The following is an 18,846-nucleotide window of genomic DNA, read 5'->3' as shown; positions in this document are numbered from 1 at the left end:
CCTCAACCCGGTTCATCCGCCTCAGCTTCGAGGCACCCCATCCTCCACCAGCACCGCGACCGGCATCGCGGCGAGCGCGTCGCGCAGATACAGCAGCCCGTGATCGTCGACTTTCGGCGCCGCGGGGCTCAGCCAGTCGAACAGCGCGCGCGCCGACAGATCGGGCGGCATCTCGATGGCCGTATCCGCCCATTGCGCCGGTTCGACGAGCGGCAGATCGCCTTCGTCGCCAAGCAGGCCCGCGGCCAACCGGCTGGCGATCACTACGGCCCACGCATTGCCATGGCGCCGCGCGAACGCGATCACATTCGACGCATGCACGCCGCGCACCGTGAGCTGCAAATACGTGCCCTGACTCAGCAGCTCCGGCAGATGCGCGCGCAGCGCCAGCACGCGCTGGATCATCGCGAGCTTCACGCGCCCGTCGCGCCAGTCCGCGAGGAATTCCGACGGCGGCGTTTGCGGCTGAGGCAGCCATGCCTCGCGTTTCGCGAAATCGACGGGCCGCCGATTGTCCGGATCGACAAGGCTGAAGTCCCACAGCTCGGTGCCTTGGTAAAGATCGGGGATTCCTGGTGACGCGAGACGCAGCACCGTCTGCTGCAGACTGTTGAGCGCGCCCGCGCGACCGATTCGCTCGACGAACGCAGACAGTTCCTTCAGGAACGCGTCGCGCCGCTGCGGCGCGAGGATGCCGAACAGAAACTCGCGGCAGCCGGCTTCGTAGGCTTCATCGGGGGCGAGCCAGCTGGTTTGCAGCTTCGCCTCGCGCAGCTCCTTCAACTGCCATTGCGCGACGCGCTCGGCCAGCTCCTTGACGCCGGCTTCGTCGTCGGCCCGCAGATCGGGCGGCCAACAGCCCACCAGCGTCTGGTACAGCATATCCTCGGCGGCGGGGCCGGGAGCCCATGCGTCGCTCTTGTCCTGGCTCACGCTGCTGATCGGCGTGCCGTCGAGCGCGCGTCGCTGCGGCGCGTTCAACGTCGACCATGCACGCAGCGTCGCGCCCCATTCGTCGGCGATCTCGCTCAACACCGCGAGCCGCGCGCGCACGTCTTCACCGCGCTTGTGATCGTGCGTGGCGGTCGCCAGCATCGCATGCGGAAAACGTTGCGCGCGCTCGAGATTGCCCGCATGAAACTGCTCGACCGACAGCGCGAACTCGCCGGGATCCGAGCCCACTTCGTTGCGCGACAGCAGACGCCCGTAGCGATAGCAGGCGGTGTCCTCGATCGCTTTGGCGGCGAGCGGCGCGGTCAGCTGCGAAAACAGCGTTTGCGCGCTGCGCCGGGACGATCCCGCGTGCGGCGGCGGCCCGCCGCCTTGCGCCTGCTGCTGCGACTGCGCGCCGGGCCGCGCGGGCGGCCCCTCTTCGGCGCTGCCGCCGAGCCACGCATTCACGCGCTCGAGCGTCGCGTCGTCCGAGCGCGGCAGCGAAGCGCGCGCGCCGGCGAGCGCCTGCTCGAAATAGACGTTGTCGGCGGCGCTGCGCAGTCCGCCCAGCGGATACATGCGGTACACGGGGAAATGCACGACCAGTTCGGTCAGCACGCGGCGCAGCGCCGGGTACGTGAAGTCGCGCGTGCTCAGCGAATCGCGTGCGATCCGATGCAGTGCGCGCGCCGCGCGGTCCAGTTCCGCCGAGAAGTTTTCCGCGAGAATCTTGCGCCGTGCCGCGTGCGCTTCATCGGCGAAGCGCGCGCTGCGGCCGGTCAGCTCGGCCCAGGTGTTGGCGAGCGGTTCGGCGCCGGCCGGATCGTGCAGCAGCGCGCCGACGTCGCTCATGAAGTCGTAGCCGGTCGTGCCGTCGACGGGCCAGTCGTCGCGCAACGGCTCGCCGCGGCCGAGAATTTTTTCGACCACCACGTACGGCGCGGTGTCGCGCAACTCGCTGAGCCGCTGGCGCAAACGCTGGCAGTATTCGCGCGGCTCGGCGAGCCCGTCGATATGATCGATCCGCAAGCCGTCGATGAGCCCTTCGCGGTAGAGGCGAAAGATCAGCGCATGCACCGCCTCGAACACCTCGGGCCGCTCGACGCGCACGGCGGCGAGCGTGGAGATGTCGAAGAAGCGCCGCCAGTTCACTTCGTCGGAGGCGGTGCGCCACCACGCGAGCCGGAAATGCTGCCGCTCGATCAGCCGATGCAGCCGGTCGCGCGTGACCGGATCTTGCGGCGCGTAAGTCTCCAGCACGAACTCGATCGCCGACGCGCCTTCGCGCGCGACGAACTCGCGCAGCGCGTCGCGCGCCTCGGCGGCGCGCGGCTGATCGGCGGGCTGCGTCGTGAGTCCGTGAAAGCGATTGGCGAGCGCGCTCAGATCGGCGCGGTCGGCGCCTTGCAGGATCGCCGCGTAATCGACCGGGCAGACCGGGAACACGTGCGGACCGTAGCCGATATAAAAGCGTCCGCTGTCAGCGGCGAAATGCAGCGCGATGCGGCCCGCCACCAGTTCATCGCCGTACGACGCGCCGAGCGTCGGCAGCAGCACCTTGCCGCGCAGCGCGGGATCGGGCGAATGCCAGTCGACGTCGAAATGACGCGCAAACGCGCTGTGGCGTCCCCATTCGAGGATGTCGAGCCACCACGCGTTGCTCGAACCGCCGACGCCCATATGATTCGGCACGATGTCGGCGATGAGCCCCATGTCGTGCGCGCGCAGCTTGTCGACGAGGCGCCTCAAGCCCGCCTCGCCGCCGTATTCGGCGCTGACCTGGGTGTAGTCGACGGTGTCGTAGCCGTGCATCGAGCCGGGCTCGGCCGTCGTGATCGGCGACGCGTACAGATGGCTGATGCCGAGCGCGGCGAAATATTCGACGTGGCGCGCGGCGTCGTCGAACGTGAAGCCCCGATGGAACTGGAGGCGCAGTGTGGAGCGTGGGACGGTCATGGCGTGTCGGGCTCCGCGGAAGTGTTCGGTGAAGGCGCGGCGGCGCGGCGGGCGCCGTCGACGGCCAGCAGTCGGTCGGTGAATACAGGGTCGTCGAACATCGCGTCGACGGGCAGCGTCATGCGGCGGCGCCAGTTCGGATGTTCGTCGATCGAGCCCGGCAGGTTCGGCTGCTCGGCAAGCGCGAGCAGGTCTTCGAGCGGGAACGTGACGAGCGGCCCGGGCGTCGCGGCGACGAATGCGAGCGCTTCGTCGACTGGCGGGTTGTCGGCGTCCGGCGGCGCGACGTCGGGCGCGGCCACGCCCGCTCGCTGAAACGCGCGCCACAAGTCGGCGCGCTGCTGCGCGCGCTCTTCGAGCGCCGCTTCTTCGGGGTCGCGGCCGTCGGCGCGCGCCATCGTCTGGCCGATGCGATTGCGCCACATGATGTCGCTGCCGCGCCACCAGCCGGCAACGGTCGGCAAATCGTGCGTGGTCGTCGTGCCGACCGCGTAGCGGTCCCAATCGGCGGGCGCCTTGAAACCGTGGCCGTCGGGCGCGCCTTCGAACCACAGCACGCGAATCCCTTCGATGCCGTGCTCGTCGAGCCGCTCGCGAAAACCGGACGGCACGGTGCCGAGATCCTCGCCGATCACGATCGCGCGATGCCGCCACGATTCGAGCGCGATCAGCCGCAGCAGGTCTTCGAGCGGATAGCGCAGATACGCGCCGTTGCGCGCGCTTTCGCCTTCGGGCACGAGCCACAGGCGCCGCAAGCCGAGAATGTGATCGATGCGGATGCCGCCGGCATGCGCGAACGCCGCGCGCAGCATGTCGATGAACGCGGCGAAGCCTTGCGTGCGCATCGCGCGCGGCGAAAAGGTGGTGAGTCCCCACGACTGGCCGGCCTGGTTGAACAGATCGGGCGGCGCGCCGACCGACACGCCCTGAAGCATGTCGTCGGGGTAGGACCATGCATGGCTGCCGGCGCTGTCGCAACCCACCGCGAGATCGGCGATCAGGCCGACCGCCATGCCGGCTTCGCGCGCGGTGTGCTGCGCGTGCAACAGGCCGCGCGAGGCCAGCCATTGCAGGAACAGATGAAAGTCGACCTCGTTGCGCTGCGCGGCGGCGAACGCGTCGACTTCGGGGCTGCGCGGGTCGCGCAACGCGTCGGGCCAGTTGCGCCAATGGCCGTCGCCGCCTTGCGCGAGTTGCGCGGCTTGCAGCGCTTCGAAGCGCGCGTGATCTTCGAGCGCGCGCCCCGCGCGTTCGCAGAAGCCGTGAAATTCGAGTGCGCGGGGCGAGTGCTGCGGGCGCTCGTGCGCGTTGAACTGCTCGTACAGCGCGCGCAATACCGAGAGTTTCAACGCTGTCGCGTGCGGCCAGTCGATCAGCGGCAGCTCTTCGTATTTCGACGATGCGTTGCCGGCCCGCGCCGATGCCGATGCGCACGCGTGGGCGCCGAACACCGCGGCCGGATCGATATGCGTGACGTTGAGCCACAAACGCGACGACGGTGCGTATGGGCTGAAGCGCTCGGGCTGCGCGCTGAACATCGCGTGGGTCGGACTGACGGCGAGTGCGTGTGCGCCGCGCTGCGCGCCGTGCCGCGCAAGCTGCGCGAGCGCCGTGTAATCGCCGATGCCGCCATCGCCGACGCGACGCAAGCCATACAGCTGCGCGGCGATGCCCCACAGGGGCGGCATCGGCGGCACGCCTTCGCGTTCGCCATCGCCTTCGCCGCCGTGCAGCGTGCGCCATGCGTCGGCGACGGTGTAGCAGCGCGGCGGCGCGACCGCGAGCGTCATGCGCTGGTCGTTGATCACGAGCGTGTGATAGCCGGCTTCGTCGATCGGCGCGAGCAGCGCTCCCTCGCCTTTCGGCGCGGTGAAGCGGCCGTCGATGATCGCGCCGCTCTCCAACTCGATCCGGTAATGGCTGCCCGACTTGACCGCGGCCGCCGGCAGCGCGATGCCACGCCCGATCACCGCGGTCATCAGCGGCGGTAGCCGGCGGCCCGATAGTTCGGCCTCCAGAGCAGCGGCGCTGTGGCGGATATCGGTGGCATTGCCGCACGGCAGACCCATGCGTTCGAGCAGCGTGCCAAGCGTCTTCTCGGGCACGTGCTGCGCGTTGTGGTGCGCGTCCTGCCACTCCACCTCGAAGCCTGCACGGGTGGCGAGCGCGACGAGCCGGTCGTTGGGGCGTCGGGTCGTCACGCGCGCTGCTCCTCGTGCGATGCGATGCGCGCATCGTGGCGGCTGGCGAATTCGTTGATGTCGCCGGTCAGCCATGCGATGCACGCATCAGCGGGCAATAGCCGCGCGTCGGCCTGCTCGCGCGCGCGTGGCGGCGTTTCGAAAATGATCTTGCCGGCGGGGATGTCGTCGAACGCTACGCTCTGTTTCGACAGATTCAGCGCGATCGACAGCGTCTCGCCATCGCCGAGTTTCCAGCGCGCGACTAGTGCGTTCGCGTCGCCGCCACCTGCGTCGCGCAGCACGGTCGCGCCGCACGCCTTCGTATGTTTCAGGCGTGGCGTGATCAGCTTCGCGCGCACCGCGAGCGCGGACTTGTAGTAATGCATCCAGTCGAGCCGATCCGGTGTCGGCTTCGCATCGGGCGCGGGTGGCGACGACGCGGCGAAGGTCTGGGCATCGTTCGGATCGGGAATCTGCGCGCGGCTTTTCTCGTCGCTGAACGCGGCGAAGCGCGCGAATTCACGGCGTCGCCCTTCGCGCACCGCGTCGGCGAGATCGCCGGTGTAATCGGTGAAAAACAGGAACGGTTGCGTCGAGCCGTATTCTTCGTCCATGAACAGCAGCGGAATTTGCGGCGACAGCAACAGCAACGCGGTCGCGGCGCGCAGCGCGTCGTCCGAAGTCAGCTTGCGTAGACGTTCGCCGAACGCACGGTTGCCGATCTGATCGTGGTTCTGCAAAAACATCACGAACGACGTCGGCGGCAGATGCGCACTCGCTTCGCCACGCGGTGCACCATCGTGCAGCGGCGACGGCTCGCCCTGATACGCGAAGCCTTCGGACAACACGCGCGCGAGCCGGCGAATCGGTTCGTTCGCATACGCGTGGTAATAGCCTTCGGTTTCGCCGGTCAGCAGCACGTGCAGCGTGTTGTGCGCGTCGTCGTTCCATTGCGCGTCGAAATGCGCGTCGAGCAGGCTCGCGCTGTTGTGCTCGTTTTCGAGCACCAGATGCACATGGCGGCCATGCTGCACGCGCGCGCGGATATGGTCCGACAGCTCGCGCAGCCACGCGGGGTTGTCGATCGCATGCACCGCGTCGAAGCGCAGGCCGTCGAAGCGGTACTCGTTGATCCAGTAGACCGCGTTGTCGGTGAAGAAGTCGCTGACTTCGCTGCGCTCGAAGTCGATCGCGGGGCCCCATGGCGTCTTTACGCCCGCGCGGAAAAACGGCTCCGCGTAAGTATGCAGATAGTTGCCGTCGGGTCCGAAGTGGTTGTAGACGACGTCGAGAAACACCATCAGGCCGATACCATGTGCGGCGTCGATCAGCGCCTTCAGTTCTTCAGGGCGGCCGTACGCGGAGTCGGGCGCGTACGGCAGCACGCCGTCGTAACCCCAGTTGTGACGGCCGGGAAAGTCGTTCAACGGCATCAGTTCGATAGCGGTGACGCCGAGCGCGGCGAACTCGGGCAGACGTTTTTGCACGCCCGCATAGCCGCCCATTGCACCGACGTGCAATTCGTACAGTACCGTTTCTTCCCAGGGCCGGCCGTGCCATTCGGTGTGTTCCCAATGGTAGGCGCGCGGATCGATGACCTCGCTCGGGCCATGCACGTCCCGCGGCTGGAATCGCGAGGCGGGATCGGGCACTGTCTGCTTGCCGTCGAGCTGGAACCGATACAGCGTGCCCGCACCGCTCTCCACGGTGGTCTCGAACCAGCCGTTGCCGGTCGGCGCCATGTCGTGCGTGCCTTGCGCGTGGCCGCTTTCGATGACCACCTGCACGCTGTTGCACGACGGTGCCCAGAAACGGAACCGCGTGCGCGGTCGCGCGCCGCTCGCGCCGATCAACTGCGCGCTGAACGGCAGACAGTGCGCGTGATGATGCGTGTGTGGATCAATCGGACTATCGGACATGTCTTCACCATTCGAATCTGCAAACGCGCCTGGCTAGCAGGGTGACGCAACGCAAGCATTGCGTCGCAACATTCTTGCCACCCCGGCCGCGTTGCGATTTGTCCACGCTCGAACTATGTCGCCGCAGTGCATCGTTCATTGCGAGCCATCGTCGTCTGGTGTCTGCGCGCCGGGGTCGGGCGGCAGCGCGGTCAACAACCGCGGCCCGTGCTGCGCGCCAGCCACCCAGCCGGCTTGCCAATCCGCTTCGCCGGTCGGCTGCGCGGCTAGTATCACGAGGCCGTGTGCGCCGACCTCGAGTTCGGCCGTGGCGAGTCTCTGCGGCGCGCGGTCCGGATCGGCGGTGTCCAGCAGCACATGCCATTCCAGATGCGGCGCGGGAGGCGAGAACTGCAGCGGTTCGTCGTGAGCGTTGAGCATCAATAACAATACTTCGGTTTCGCCATTCAGGCCCGGTCCCGCGCGACGCAACGTGAACGCGCGTCCCTCCGGGTCCTGCCACGCTTCGATCGTCAGCGGATCGCCGTGTTCGTCGAACCAGCCGACGTCGAACAGGCCGGGCAGCACCTCGCGGTCGCCGAACAGAAAGCGCGTTTCACGCAACAGCGGGTGGCGCTTTCGCAAGCCGATCACGCGCGCGACGAACTCGGTCATGCGCCGGCCTTCCGCTGAATCGGCAAGGTCCCAGTCGATCCAGGATAGGTCGTTATCCTGACAGTAAGCATTGTTGTTGCCGCGTTGGGTGCGCAGCGCTTCGTCGCCGGCGAGCAGCATCGGCGTGCCGAGCGCGATCATCAGTGTCGCGATCAGCGAGCGCGACACGCGGCGGCGCGTGGCGAGAATCGCGGGGTCGTCGGTCGCGCCTTCGACACCCCAGTTGCGGCTGCAATTCTCGTTGTGGCCGTCGTTGTTGTCTTCCTGATTCGCTTCGTTGTGCTTCTGCTCGTACGCGGTGACATCGGCCAATGTGAAGCCGTCATGCGACGTGACGAAGTTGAGCGACGCCCACGGCTTGCGATGCCGCCGGTTGAACAGATCGGCCGAACCGGTCAGGCGCGCCGCGAGGTCGGGCCGCAGGCCGGCGTCGCCGCGCCAGAACCGTCGCACCGTGTCACGGAAACGGTCGTTCCATTCGCTGAAGCCCGGCGGATGATTGCCTAGCTGATAGCCGCCAGGGCCGATATCCCATGGCTCGGAAATCAGCTTGCGTTGCGACAGCACCGGGTCCTGGCGCAACGCGTCGAACAGGCCCGAACCCGGGTCGAAGCCGTGGCTTTCGCGCCCGAGCGTCACACCGAGATCGAAACGGAAGCCGTCGATGTTGAACGCGGTCGACCAGTAGCGCAGCGAATCCATCACCATCTGCATCACGCGCGGATGCGGCAGATTGACCGTGTTGCCGCAGCCGGTGTCGTTGATATGGTGACGCTCGTCGCCGGGGATCAGCCGGTAGTAGCTGGCGTTGTCGAGGCCGCGCCATGAGATGGTCGGGCCCATCTCGTTGCTTTCGCAGGTGTGGTTGTAGACCACGTCGAGAATCACCTCGATGCCGGCCGCGTGAAGTTGCCGCACGGCGATGCGCATTTCGTCGAGCCGGTGCGTGCTCAGGTAGGTCGGCTCCGGAGCGAAGAACGCGGCCGTGTTGTAGCCCCAGTAGTTGCGCAGGCCGCGCTCCACGAGGAAGCGGTCGTTCAGAAACGCGTGCACGGGCAGCAGCTCGACCGCGGTCACGCCGAGCTTCAGCAGATGCTCGATGAACTCCGGCGCCGCGAGTGCCGCGAACGTGCCGCGTTCATGCTGGCGCAGATCGGAGCGCAGCATCGACGCGCCGCGCAGGTGCGTTTCGTAGATCACGGTTTCGCCCCACGGCACGTCCGGACGCCGGTCGTGCGACGAGTCGAACGCCTCGTCGACGACGACGCACTTGGGCATCGCGGGCGCGGAATCGCGCCGGTCGATCGAAAGGTCCGCGCGATTCGAATGCACGCGATAGCCGAACAGCGCGTCGGACCAGCGAAACTGCCCGACGAGCTTGCGCGCATACGGGTCGAGCAGCAGCTTGTGCGGATTGAAGCGATGCCCGAAATGCGGCTGATACGGCCCGTGCGCGCGAAAGCCGTACGCGGTGCCCGGATGCGCGTTCGGCAGATAGCCGTGCCAGATCTCGTCGGTGCATTCGGGCATGGCGAAGCGGCGGATCTCCTTGCGTCCGGTGGAATCGAACAGGCACAGCTCGATTTTTTGCGCATTGGCCGAGAACACCGCGAAGTTGACGCCCAGCCCGTCCCAGCTCGCGCCGAGCGGATACGGTGAGCCGGGCAGCAACCGGTCGGGCAACGCATGCGACATGTTTTCCCTTTCCTGTTCTGATTGTCGAGCTAGAGCCCGGGTCCGTCCGAGTCTTCATGCAACGGGTGCGCGGCGCTTGCCTTTGCGCCGCGCACCTGTGCTGCGGCACGTTTCCTTAGTCCGCGCGCAAGACGATAGTTGCGAGTGGCGGCAAAGTCAGCGCGGCGGAATGCGGCCTGCCGTGGCTCGTTACCTGGTCGGAATGGATCAGCCCGCCGTTGCCCATGTTCGAGCCGCCGTATACGGCCGCATCGGTGTTGAGCACTTCCACCCAGCGCCCGCCGCGCGGCATGCCGAGCCGATAGCCGAGCCGCGGCACCGGCGTCATGTTGCACACCACGACGAACTCCTGGCCCGCGCCGTCGGTGCGCCGATAGGCGAACACGCTGTTGGCGCTGTCGTCGCCGATCAACCATTCGAAGCCGCCCGGTTCGCTGTCGAGCAGATGCAGCGCCGGCTCGTTGCGATACAGATGGTTCAGGTCGCGCACCAGCAATTGCACGCCGTGGTGAGCCGGATCGTCGAGAAGATTCCAATGCGGCGAGCCGTCATGATCGAACTCCGCCATCTGGCCGAATTCGCCGCCCATGAACATCAGCTTCTTGCCCGGGTGCGTCCACATGAAACCGAAGTACGCGCGCAGATTCGCGAAACGCTGCCAGCGGTCGCCGGGCATCTTGCCGAGCAGCGAACCCTTGCCGTGCACCACCTCGTCGTGCGAAAGCGGCAGCACGAAGCGCTCGGAATACGCGTAGACCATGCCGAACGTCATGTTGTGGTGGTGGTACTGGCGATACATCGGGTCTTCGTGCATGTAGTGCAGCGTGTCGTGCATCCAGCCCATGTTCCACTTGAAGTCGAAGCCGAGACCGCCGTCCGCGACGCTTGCGGTCACGCCGGGCCATGCGGTGGATTCCTCCGCGACCGTGATCGCGCCGGGTGCGCCCGGCACATAGCGGACTTCATGATTCAAGCGCTTCAGGAACGCGATCGATTCGAGATTCTCGCGCCCGCCATAGATGTTCGGCACCCACTCGCCGGCCGCGCGCGAGTAGTCGCGATACAGCATCGACGCGACCGCATCCACGCGCAGGCCGTCGACGTGATAGCGCTGCAGCCACGCGAGCCCCGACGCGATCAGGAACGCGCTCACCTCGTTGCGGCCGAGGTTGTAGATCATCGTGTTCCAGTCCTGGTGATAGCCCTCGCGCGGATCGGCATGTTCGTAGAGCGGCGTGCCGTCGAAATCGATCAGGCCATGCGCGTCGTTCGGAAAATGCGCGGGCACCCAGTCGAGAATCACGCCGAGCCCCGCTTCGTGCGCGCGATCGACGAAACGCGCGAACTGCTCGGGCTTGCCGAAGCGCGCGGACGGCGCGAACTGCCCAAGCGGCTGATAGCCCCACGAGCCGCCGAACGGATGCTCGGCGATCGGCAGAAATTCGATGTGCGTGAAGCCCATGCTCTTCGCGTAGGGAATCAGCCGCTCGGCGAGCTCTTCCCAGACGAGACCGCGCTGGCCTTCTTCGGCGATGCGCAGCCATGACTCTGCATGCACTTCGTAGATCGCAATCGGCGTGCGCGCGGTCTGCTTGCCGGCGCGCGACTGGATCCACTCGTGATCGGTCCACGGAAACTGCTCGATCTCGTCCACGTGCGCGACGATCGACGCGGTGCCCGGCGGCTTTTCAGTCTGCATCGCGCACGGATCGGCCTTCAAAGGCAGCGGATGGCCGTCGCGCGACAGCAGCTCGTACTTGTAGCGCGTGCCGGCGCCGACGCGCGGCACGAACAGCTCCCACACGCCCGCCTGGTGACGCAGCCGCATCGGATGACGGCGGCCGTCCCACGCGTTGAAGTCGCCGACCACCGACACGCGCCGCGCATTCGGTGCCCACACGGCAAAGCGCACGCCCGGCACACCGTCGATGTCGACCGGCCGCGCGCCCAGACATTCGAGCACCGCGTACGGATCGCCGTGCGCAAGACGTTGGAGCGGCTCGTCGCCGAGCACCGGACCGAACGAATAGGTATCTTCCACTTCCTGCACGACGCCATGCCAGTCGATGCGCAACCGATACGGCATCGCCGACGTGATGCGGCCCGCGAACAGGCCAGGCCGGAGTTGCTCGAGCTCGCCGAGCGTCGCGCCATCGGCGCGCGAAATCACGGTGACGTGCGCGGCATTCGGCAGCAGCGCGCGCACGATCGGACCCGCGGCGGTCTGATGCAGCCCCAGCTGCGAAAACGGATCGGGGTGGCGCGCTTCGACGAGCGCGTCGATATCGACGGGTTGAAGGCCTGCGGCCGGATCATGCTCACTCATAGTCGCCCTCGGCCGGGTTGGGCGGCGTAGCGGAGCCGGACACCCGGGTTGATGGATCGTAATGCGGCGGTGCGCCGGTATCGCCCAGCAGTCGGCTCGTGAGCGCGGCGAGGCCGCGTACCGGTAAGCCGAGCCATGTCGGCCGGTTGGCCGCCTCGTAGCGAATCTCGTAAGCGGCCTTCTCGATCAGGAACAGATCGAGCAGCGCCTCTTCGGATTCGGGCGCGACGAGCGGCTCCGACGACTGAGCGGCCGCCGCGCGGTATTCGGCGAGGAACGCCGTGGTCGCGTGGGAGCGGAAGCGCTCGAACAGAGCACGCTTGCGATCCGCGGTCTGTTGCGGCGCGCTTTCGGTGGTCGATTGCGCGGCCGCGCTCGCATACGACAGCGAGCGCATCAGACCGGCCACGTCACGCAACGGGCTCGATTTCTGGCGACGCTCCTCGAGCGAACGCGCGGGCTCGCCCTCGAAGTCGATCAGATACGCGTCGCCGTGCGCGACCAATACCTGACCGAGATGGAAGTCGCCGTGGATGCGGATGCGCAACGCCCCCGCGTCGCCCGGCACGAGATTGTCGACCGCCTTGACCAGCGCGGCGCGCCGATCGATCAGACTTTGCGCGAGCCCCTTCGTGTCCGCGTCGCTCATCTCCGCGATGCGCGGCGCGAGCAGATCGAGCGCGCTCGCGAGCATCGTCTGCGTTGCGTCGACCCATGCTTTCACCTGCTCGGCGTTGGCATGTTCCGGCGCGAATGCGGGGTCGTCGCTCGGCGTGGCGAGCGCGACGTGCAGCTCGCCGAGCCGTCGGCCGATGATGCCCGCGAGTTCACCGTAGCCGTCCAGCAGAATCGACTCGTTCGTGCGGTCGGGTGCGGTCTGCGTTTCGGTGTCGACCGCGATTGCCAGCTCGTCGACCGAGCGGCGCAGATAATCGAGCGACCAGTTCCACGCGTCGCCCTGATTGTCGATAAAGCCCTGCAGGATCGCGAGCGTATGCGGCACGCCCTCGGGATCGACGCGCACCACTTCGCCATACAGCGGCGCGGTGTTCGCATAGCCGAGCTGTGTCAGATAGCGGCTGATTTCCGCTTCCGGATGGATGCCGCTGACGAGCCGCCGCACCAGCTTCAGCACCGCGGCATCGGCGATGATCAGCGAGCTGTTGCTCTGCTCGGCGGCAAGCCAGCGAATCTCGGGCCGCTCGCCGAGATTGTCGAGTTCGGCGAAGCGCTCGGTCGGCAGGAACTTGATCTCGCTCTTCTGCACGGTCGGCACGACTGCGTGTTCGCGCATCTTGCGCAGCACGTTGTGGGCGAAGATCGGCAGCGAGAACGCGTCGGTCAGATGGCCGACGGTGCGGCCCCGTCGCACGCGCGCCAATGCCAACTGCAGGAACAGCGGCGTGGTGGTTTCACCGCCCCATGTGAGCGCGATCGGCACCACGTAGCGCTCGGTGTGATCGCCGACGTCCACTTCGATTTCAGTGAATGCGAAGCCGCCGTTCGGAATCGTGGTCAGCGCGGCGAGCCGCACCGCATGCATCTTCTGATCCTTCGACGCGAACCAGCGGCGCCGGCTCAGCCACGACGGCAGCACTTCGGATTCGAGCAGCCGCACGTTTTCGGGTGTCGGCCCGGTCTGCCCCTCGCGGATCACGATCGTGACGAACTCGGGCAGCGGCTCGGAATGCGCCTGCGCCCACGTCGGCCGTCCGCCGCCTTCGCACAGCATGAACCACAGGAAGCCGTATGGCGGGAACGTCAGCAGATAGGTCAGTTGGCCGATCGCGGGGAACACCGAATCGGCGGTCATCTCGACCGGCACGAAGCCGTTGAATTCGGACAGGTCCAGCTCGACCGCCTGCGGCGCGCGCGACAGATTCGCGACGCACAGGATCGGCGCCTCGCCGGGCATCTCGCGCAGATACGCGAGAATCTTGCGGTTTTCCGGCTTCAGAAAGCGGATCGTGCCGCGTCCGAAGGTCTGCTTCGAGCGCCGCGTCGACAGCATGCGGCGCGTCCAGTTCAATAGCGAGTGCGGGTCGCGGCTCTGCGCTTCGACGTTGACCGCGTCGAAGCCGTACAGCGTACCCATCACGGGCGGCAGCACCAGTTGCTCGGGGTCGGCGCGCGAGAAGCCGCCGTTGCGATCCGACGACCACTGCATCGGCGTGCGCACGCCGTCGCGGTCGCCGAGGTGGATGTTGTCGCCCATGCCGAGTTCGTCGCCGTAGTAGATGACGGGCGTACCGGGCATCGACAGCAGCAGCGAGTTGATCAGCTCGATGCGGCGGCGGTCGCGCTCCATCAGCGGCGCGAGACGGCGGCGAATGCCGAGATTCAGACGTGCGCGGCGATCGCTCGCATAGGTGTTCCAAAGATAGTCGCGCTCGGAATCGGTGACCATTTCGAGCGTCAGCTCGTCGTGATTGCGCAGGAAGATCGCCCACTGGTTCGAATCGGGGAGGTCCGGCGTCTGCTTCATGATGTCGGTGATCGGGAAGCGGTCCTCGCTCGCGATCGACATGTAGATGCGCGGCATCAGCGGGAAGTGGAACGCCATATGGCATTCGTCTTCGTTGCCGAAGTACTCCTTCACGTCCTCGGGCCACTGGTTCGCCTCGGCGAGCAGCATCCGGTTCGGATACTCGGCGTCGATGGTCGCGCGAATCCGCTTCAGGATCTCGTGCGTTTCCGGCAGGTTCTCGTTGTTGGTGCCTTCACGCTCGACCAGGTACGGCACCGCATCGAGCCGCAGCCCGTCGATGCCCATGTCGAGCCAGAAGCGCATCACCTGCAGCACCTCTCGCATCACCGCCGGATTGTCGAAATTCAGATCGGGCTGGTGCGAGTAGAAGCGGTGCCAGTAGTACGCGCCCGCAACCGGATCGTGCGTCCAGTTCGACGGCTCCGAGTCGATGAAGATGATGCGCGTCTCCGCGTACTTCTGATCGGTATCGGACCACACGTAGTAGTTGCGATAGTTCGAGCCGGCCTTCGCGCGCCGCGCGCGCTGGAACCACGGGTGCTGATCCGACGTGTGGTTGATGACGAGCTCCGTAATCACGCGGATGCCGCGCGCGTGCGCTTCCTGAATGAAGCGCCGCACGTCCGCGAGCTGACCGTAGTCGGGATGCACGTTGCGGTAGTCGGCGATGTCGTAGCCGTCGTCACGGCGTGGCGACGGGTAGAACGGCAGCAGCCAGATCGCGTTGACGCCCAGCTCGGCGATGTAGTCGAGCTTGGCGATCAGGCCGGGGAAATCGCCGACGCCGTCGTTGTTCGCATCGAAAAACGACTTGATGTGCACCTGGTAGATGATCGCGTCCTTGTACCACAGCGGATCGTCGCTGAGCGCCGCGGGTTTGCCGCGCCGGCGCGTGCGTACCTTCGCCGCGGTGCCGACGGCCGCGGCCGTTTGCGCCTCGTGCGTGGATTGGGCTGGATCGTCGCGCTTCATGTTCCACCTTCCATCCAGGTTGGGGTGACAGCGTCTGCGTGAAGAGTGCTGTCGTGTTCGTGGTCGCTGTCCTCCGGGCGATCGGCGGGCAGGCCGCCTAGCGGCGCGATGCGCCAGATCGAGAACGGCTGGCCCGAGCCGAGCCGCACGTGCTGCCAGCGTCCGTGCCATTCGAAGCGTGCGCCGGTCATCTGGTCGATCACTTCGAGCGCGGCATGGTCGTGCAGATGCCAGCGCTGGAACGTGTCCCACGACAACTCGATGTCCGCGCCCTGTTCGTTGAACGGATCGAGATTGATCGCGACGACGATCACGTTGTCGCGCGACTCGGTCGCTTTCTCGAAGAACAGGATGTGATCGTTGTGCGCGGTGAGGAACGTGAGACCGAGATGCGTTTGCAGCGCGGGATTCGCGCGCCGGATGCGATTCAGTGCGGTGATCTCGCCGACGATATTGCCGGGCCGGTGCCAGTCCCACGCGCGCAACTGATACTTTTCGGAGTCCAGGTACTCTTCGCTGTTCGGCAGCGCGGTGGCCTCGCACAGTTCGAAGCCGCTATACACGCCCCACAGCCCGGCCAGTGTCGCGGCCAGCGCCGCGCGGATCAGAAAGCCCGTGCGTCCCTGCGATTGCAGATGGCGCGGGTTGATGTCCGGGGTATTGACGAAGAAGTTCGGCCGGTAGAAATCGCGCGCGCCGGTCTGCGTGAGCTCACTCATGTACTCGATGAAATCGCGCTTCGACTCGCGCCACGTGAAGTACGTGTACGACTGCGAGAAGCCGATCTTGCCGAGCCGGTTCATCATGCGCGGCCGCGTGAACGCTTCGGCGAGGAAGATGACATCGGGGTGGCGCGCACGCACGTCGGCGATCATCCATTCCCAGAACGGCAGCGGCTTGGTGTGCGGGTTGTCGACGCGGAAGATGCGCACACCCGCGTCGACCCAGAACAGGATCACGTCGCGCAACGCGAGCCACAGGTCGGGCTTCGCATCGTGCGCGTAGAAGTCCGGGTTGACGATGTCCTGGTACTTCTTCGGTGGATTCTCTGCATAGCGCAGCGTGCCGTCGGGGCGCCACGCGAACCACGTCGGATGTTCTTTCAGCCACGGGTGATCGGGCGAGCACTGGATCGCGAAGTCGAGCGCGATTTCGAGGCCGTGCGCATGCGCGGCGGCCAGCATCGCCTTGAAATCGTCGAGCGTGCCGAGCTGCGGATGCACGGCGGTGTGGCCGCCTTCGGCCGCGCCGATCGCATAGGGACTGCCGACATCGCCCGGCTGCGCGGTCAGCGTGTTGTTGCGGCCCTTGCGGTTCGCGAGGCCGATCGGATGAATCGGCGGAAAGTACAGCACGTCGAAGCCCATGTCGCGGATGCGCGGCAGTTTCGCGGTCACGTCCGCGAACGTGCCGTGGCGCGATTCGTCGTCGCTCATCGAACGCGGGAAGATCTCGTACCAGCTCGCGAAATAGGCCGCGGTGCGTTCCGCGTCGATCTTGTAGATCACCTGATCGCGGCTCAGAAACGGCCGGTGGCGCGCGGCGGTCATCGCTGCCGCGGTGGCGGGCGCGAGAATCAGCGCGAGCTTCTGTTCGGCGTCGGCCTTCTGGAAGTCGCGCACGATGTGTTCGAGCTGCTCCTTGTCCGCGCCTTCGCTAGTCTCGACTTCGGCGAGCACGAGCGCGAACAGATGCGCGGCTTCGTCGAGTTCGATCTCGACGGTCTGGTTCGCCTTCAGCTTCTTCTGGATGTGCTCGACGAGCGAGGCAAAGTCGTCGCGCCACGCGATCACGGTGAATTCATAGCGGCCGATCCGCTCGAGCGGAATCCGCGCGCTCCACAAGTCGAGACCGGCCGGCGGCGCGGGCGACATCAGCTCTTCGTGCCACGCGGTTTCGTCGGCCGCGCGCCACAGCACGGCGGCCGCGATCTTGTCGTGACCTTCGGCAAAGATCGCCGTGCGAATCTCCGCGCGCTCGCCGACGCTGCGCTTGGCCGCGAAGCGGCCGTTTTCCACCGACGGCGACACGCTCTCGATTGCGACGCGCGGCGCTTCGATCGCGTCGAGCACGGTCTTGTGGCCGCTGCGCTTGCTGTTCGACTTGTCGATGGGCGGCGCGAGGTAGATTGGCTGTTCCGCGAACGCGCGCAGCAGCCGCACCGCGCCCGGCGCGAGCGCGAACGGCGCGAGGGCCGCGGGTTCGTTCCGGCCGCGCGCATCGAGCGGCACGAAGCGCGTGAAGCTGCCCGGCACGCCCGCGAGGAAGCGCGCGGGATCGACCCGCACTGGCGCGCCGAGTTCGGGATTCACGACGATCAGGAGTGCTTCGCTGGCGTCGCGCAGATCGGCCGCGTCGGCGCGCAGCAGAACCGCGGCCGATGCGCCGGGTCCGCTCAATTGGCGCAATTCACCGTTCGCATGCAGCGTCGGCGTATTGCGCGCGAAGTCGTTCGCCTGGGTGACGGCGGCGCTCAGATCGAAGCGCCGTGACTGCACGGCGCGCGCGAACTGCGCGGCGTCGCCGCGCGTTTGCGACATCGGTTCGGCGATGCCGTATTCGAAGCCCATCGGCATCATCCAGCCGCTGCCCAATGCAACCGACGTGAACAGCGCGCGTCGATACGCCCGCTCGACGATCGCCGCATCGTGCACGTCGCTCAACTCGGCGGCGAGGCGCGTGCCGTACGGCGCTTCGGGAAAGGCGATCGGCGCACCGACGCGCGCGAGCGCCGCATGCTCCTCGGCCATCCAGCTCGAACGGAAGTCCCACCAGCGCACGGACGAAAACGCGCTGTCGAAGCCGGCTGCTTCGAGCCCGGGCAGATCGCCGCGCGACAGGCCCGGCGTTGCCGCGAGAAAGCGCATATGCGGATGCTTCGCGCGCACTTCATCGCCGAGATGCCGCCATACGGCAGCCGGCACGCGGTGCGGCGAATCGAAACGGAAGCCGCCGACGCCCGCCTCGGCGAGCGCGAGCAGTTGCTGGGTCCACCAGACGCACAGCGAGGCACTCGTCGCGGGGTCGTCGAAATTCGCATAGGCGACGTTGTCTTCACGATGCACGTGACGCGGATCGAGCCGCGCGAGCTCGGACTCGCGCGCGTGAAACCAGTCCGAATGTTCGCTGTACAGCACGCCGTCGGCGGCCACGCGGTCGATCACCAGATCGATCAGCAGCGTCAGATTATTGCGGCGCGCGGCATCGGCGAGCATGCGTACGGCGTCGGGCACCGAATGCTGCGCCTCGAACACCGGATGCAGCCGCGCGTGATTGCCGACCACCTGAGCGTGGCCCGCCTGGCCCGGCTCGAACAGCCCGGCGATCAACGCGTGATCGAAGCCGAGCCCGGCCGCGTGAGCGAACTGCGCAGGCCAGGCATCGAGAGGCCCGACGAGAAGAGAGTGAAAAAAGTAAATCCGCGGCGCGTACCCGTTTGGAGGTTCCATCGGTCGTTTCCAGAGTTGTCCTGCTGCGGTGTGGATGCAGTTGGCATGCGATCACAGCGCTCATTGGGCTTCCCGAGCCGGATACCGCGCGATGCGTCAGCGGGGGCACGTACTGGTCAATGTAGTGCAAAGATCGTCACCCCGCTGGCCAGTCGCGGGTGCTTTCGCGCCAGACGCCGGTCCGGTGGGACTGGTCGTCACTCGTGGCGGAAAGGGAGCAAACCGTGTGCCAACGCGGCGACCCGCTAGCGGGAAAAGGGGGAGGTTACGT

The 18,846-nt window shown here is 66.7% G+C and carries 7 protein-coding genes; all 7 read right to left on the bottom strand.

Translation table 11 applies throughout. From position 1 onward, the window contains the following. Positions 1-21: 21 nt before the first annotated feature. The gene (gene treY, locus VSR82_RS05835) at positions 22-2,889 is read right to left on the bottom strand and encodes a malto-oligosyltrehalose synthase (protein WP_429456441.1); all 2,868 of its coding nucleotides are present in this window, start codon (positions 2,887-2,889) and stop codon (positions 22-24) included. Further along, positions 2,886-5,090 (bottom strand): 4-alpha-glucanotransferase, encoded by a 2,205-nt coding sequence (malQ, locus tag VSR82_RS05830; RefSeq protein WP_498857521.1) that lies wholly within the window; start codon positions 5,088-5,090, stop codon positions 2,886-2,888. The genes treY and malQ overlap by 4 nt, the downstream gene beginning before the upstream one ends. Continuing rightward, positions 5,087-6,991 (bottom strand): malto-oligosyltrehalose trehalohydrolase, encoded by a 1,905-nt coding sequence (treZ, locus tag VSR82_RS05825; protein WP_429456445.1) that lies wholly within the window; start codon positions 6,989-6,991, stop codon positions 5,087-5,089. Before treZ ends, malQ begins: the two co-directional genes overlap by 4 nt. 135 nt (positions 6,992-7,126) lie before the next feature. Beyond that, entirely contained in the window at positions 7,127-9,340 is a 2,214-nt protein-coding gene (gene glgX, locus VSR82_RS05820) for a glycogen debranching protein GlgX (RefSeq protein WP_429456447.1), read from the bottom strand. Between the two features lie 115 nt (positions 9,341-9,455). Continuing rightward, positions 9,456-11,666: a 1,4-alpha-glucan branching protein GlgB gene (glgB, locus tag VSR82_RS05815; RefSeq protein WP_429456449.1), complete on the bottom strand. Its 2,211-nt coding sequence runs from the start codon at positions 11,664-11,666 to the stop codon at positions 9,456-9,458. Continuing rightward, positions 11,659-15,126, bottom strand: a complete 3,468-nt coding sequence (gene treS / locus VSR82_RS05810) for a maltose alpha-D-glucosyltransferase (RefSeq protein WP_368584151.1) — start codon at positions 15,124-15,126, stop codon at positions 11,659-11,661. Before treS ends, glgB begins: the two co-directional genes overlap by 8 nt. After that, entirely contained in the window at positions 15,123-18,575 is a 3,453-nt protein-coding gene (locus VSR82_RS05805; RefSeq protein WP_498857520.1) for a maltotransferase domain-containing protein, read from the bottom strand. Before VSR82_RS05805 ends, treS begins: the two co-directional genes overlap by 4 nt. Positions 18,576-18,846 lie beyond the last annotated feature (271 nt).

The organism is Burkholderia sp. JPY481 (assembly GCF_038900515.1).
GTDB classification, from domain to species: domain Bacteria; phylum Pseudomonadota; class Gammaproteobacteria; order Burkholderiales; family Burkholderiaceae; genus Paraburkholderia; species Paraburkholderia youngii.
The sequence above is the reverse complement of the archived record's forward strand: the minus strand, read 5'-3'. Positions and strand labels throughout refer to the sequence as shown.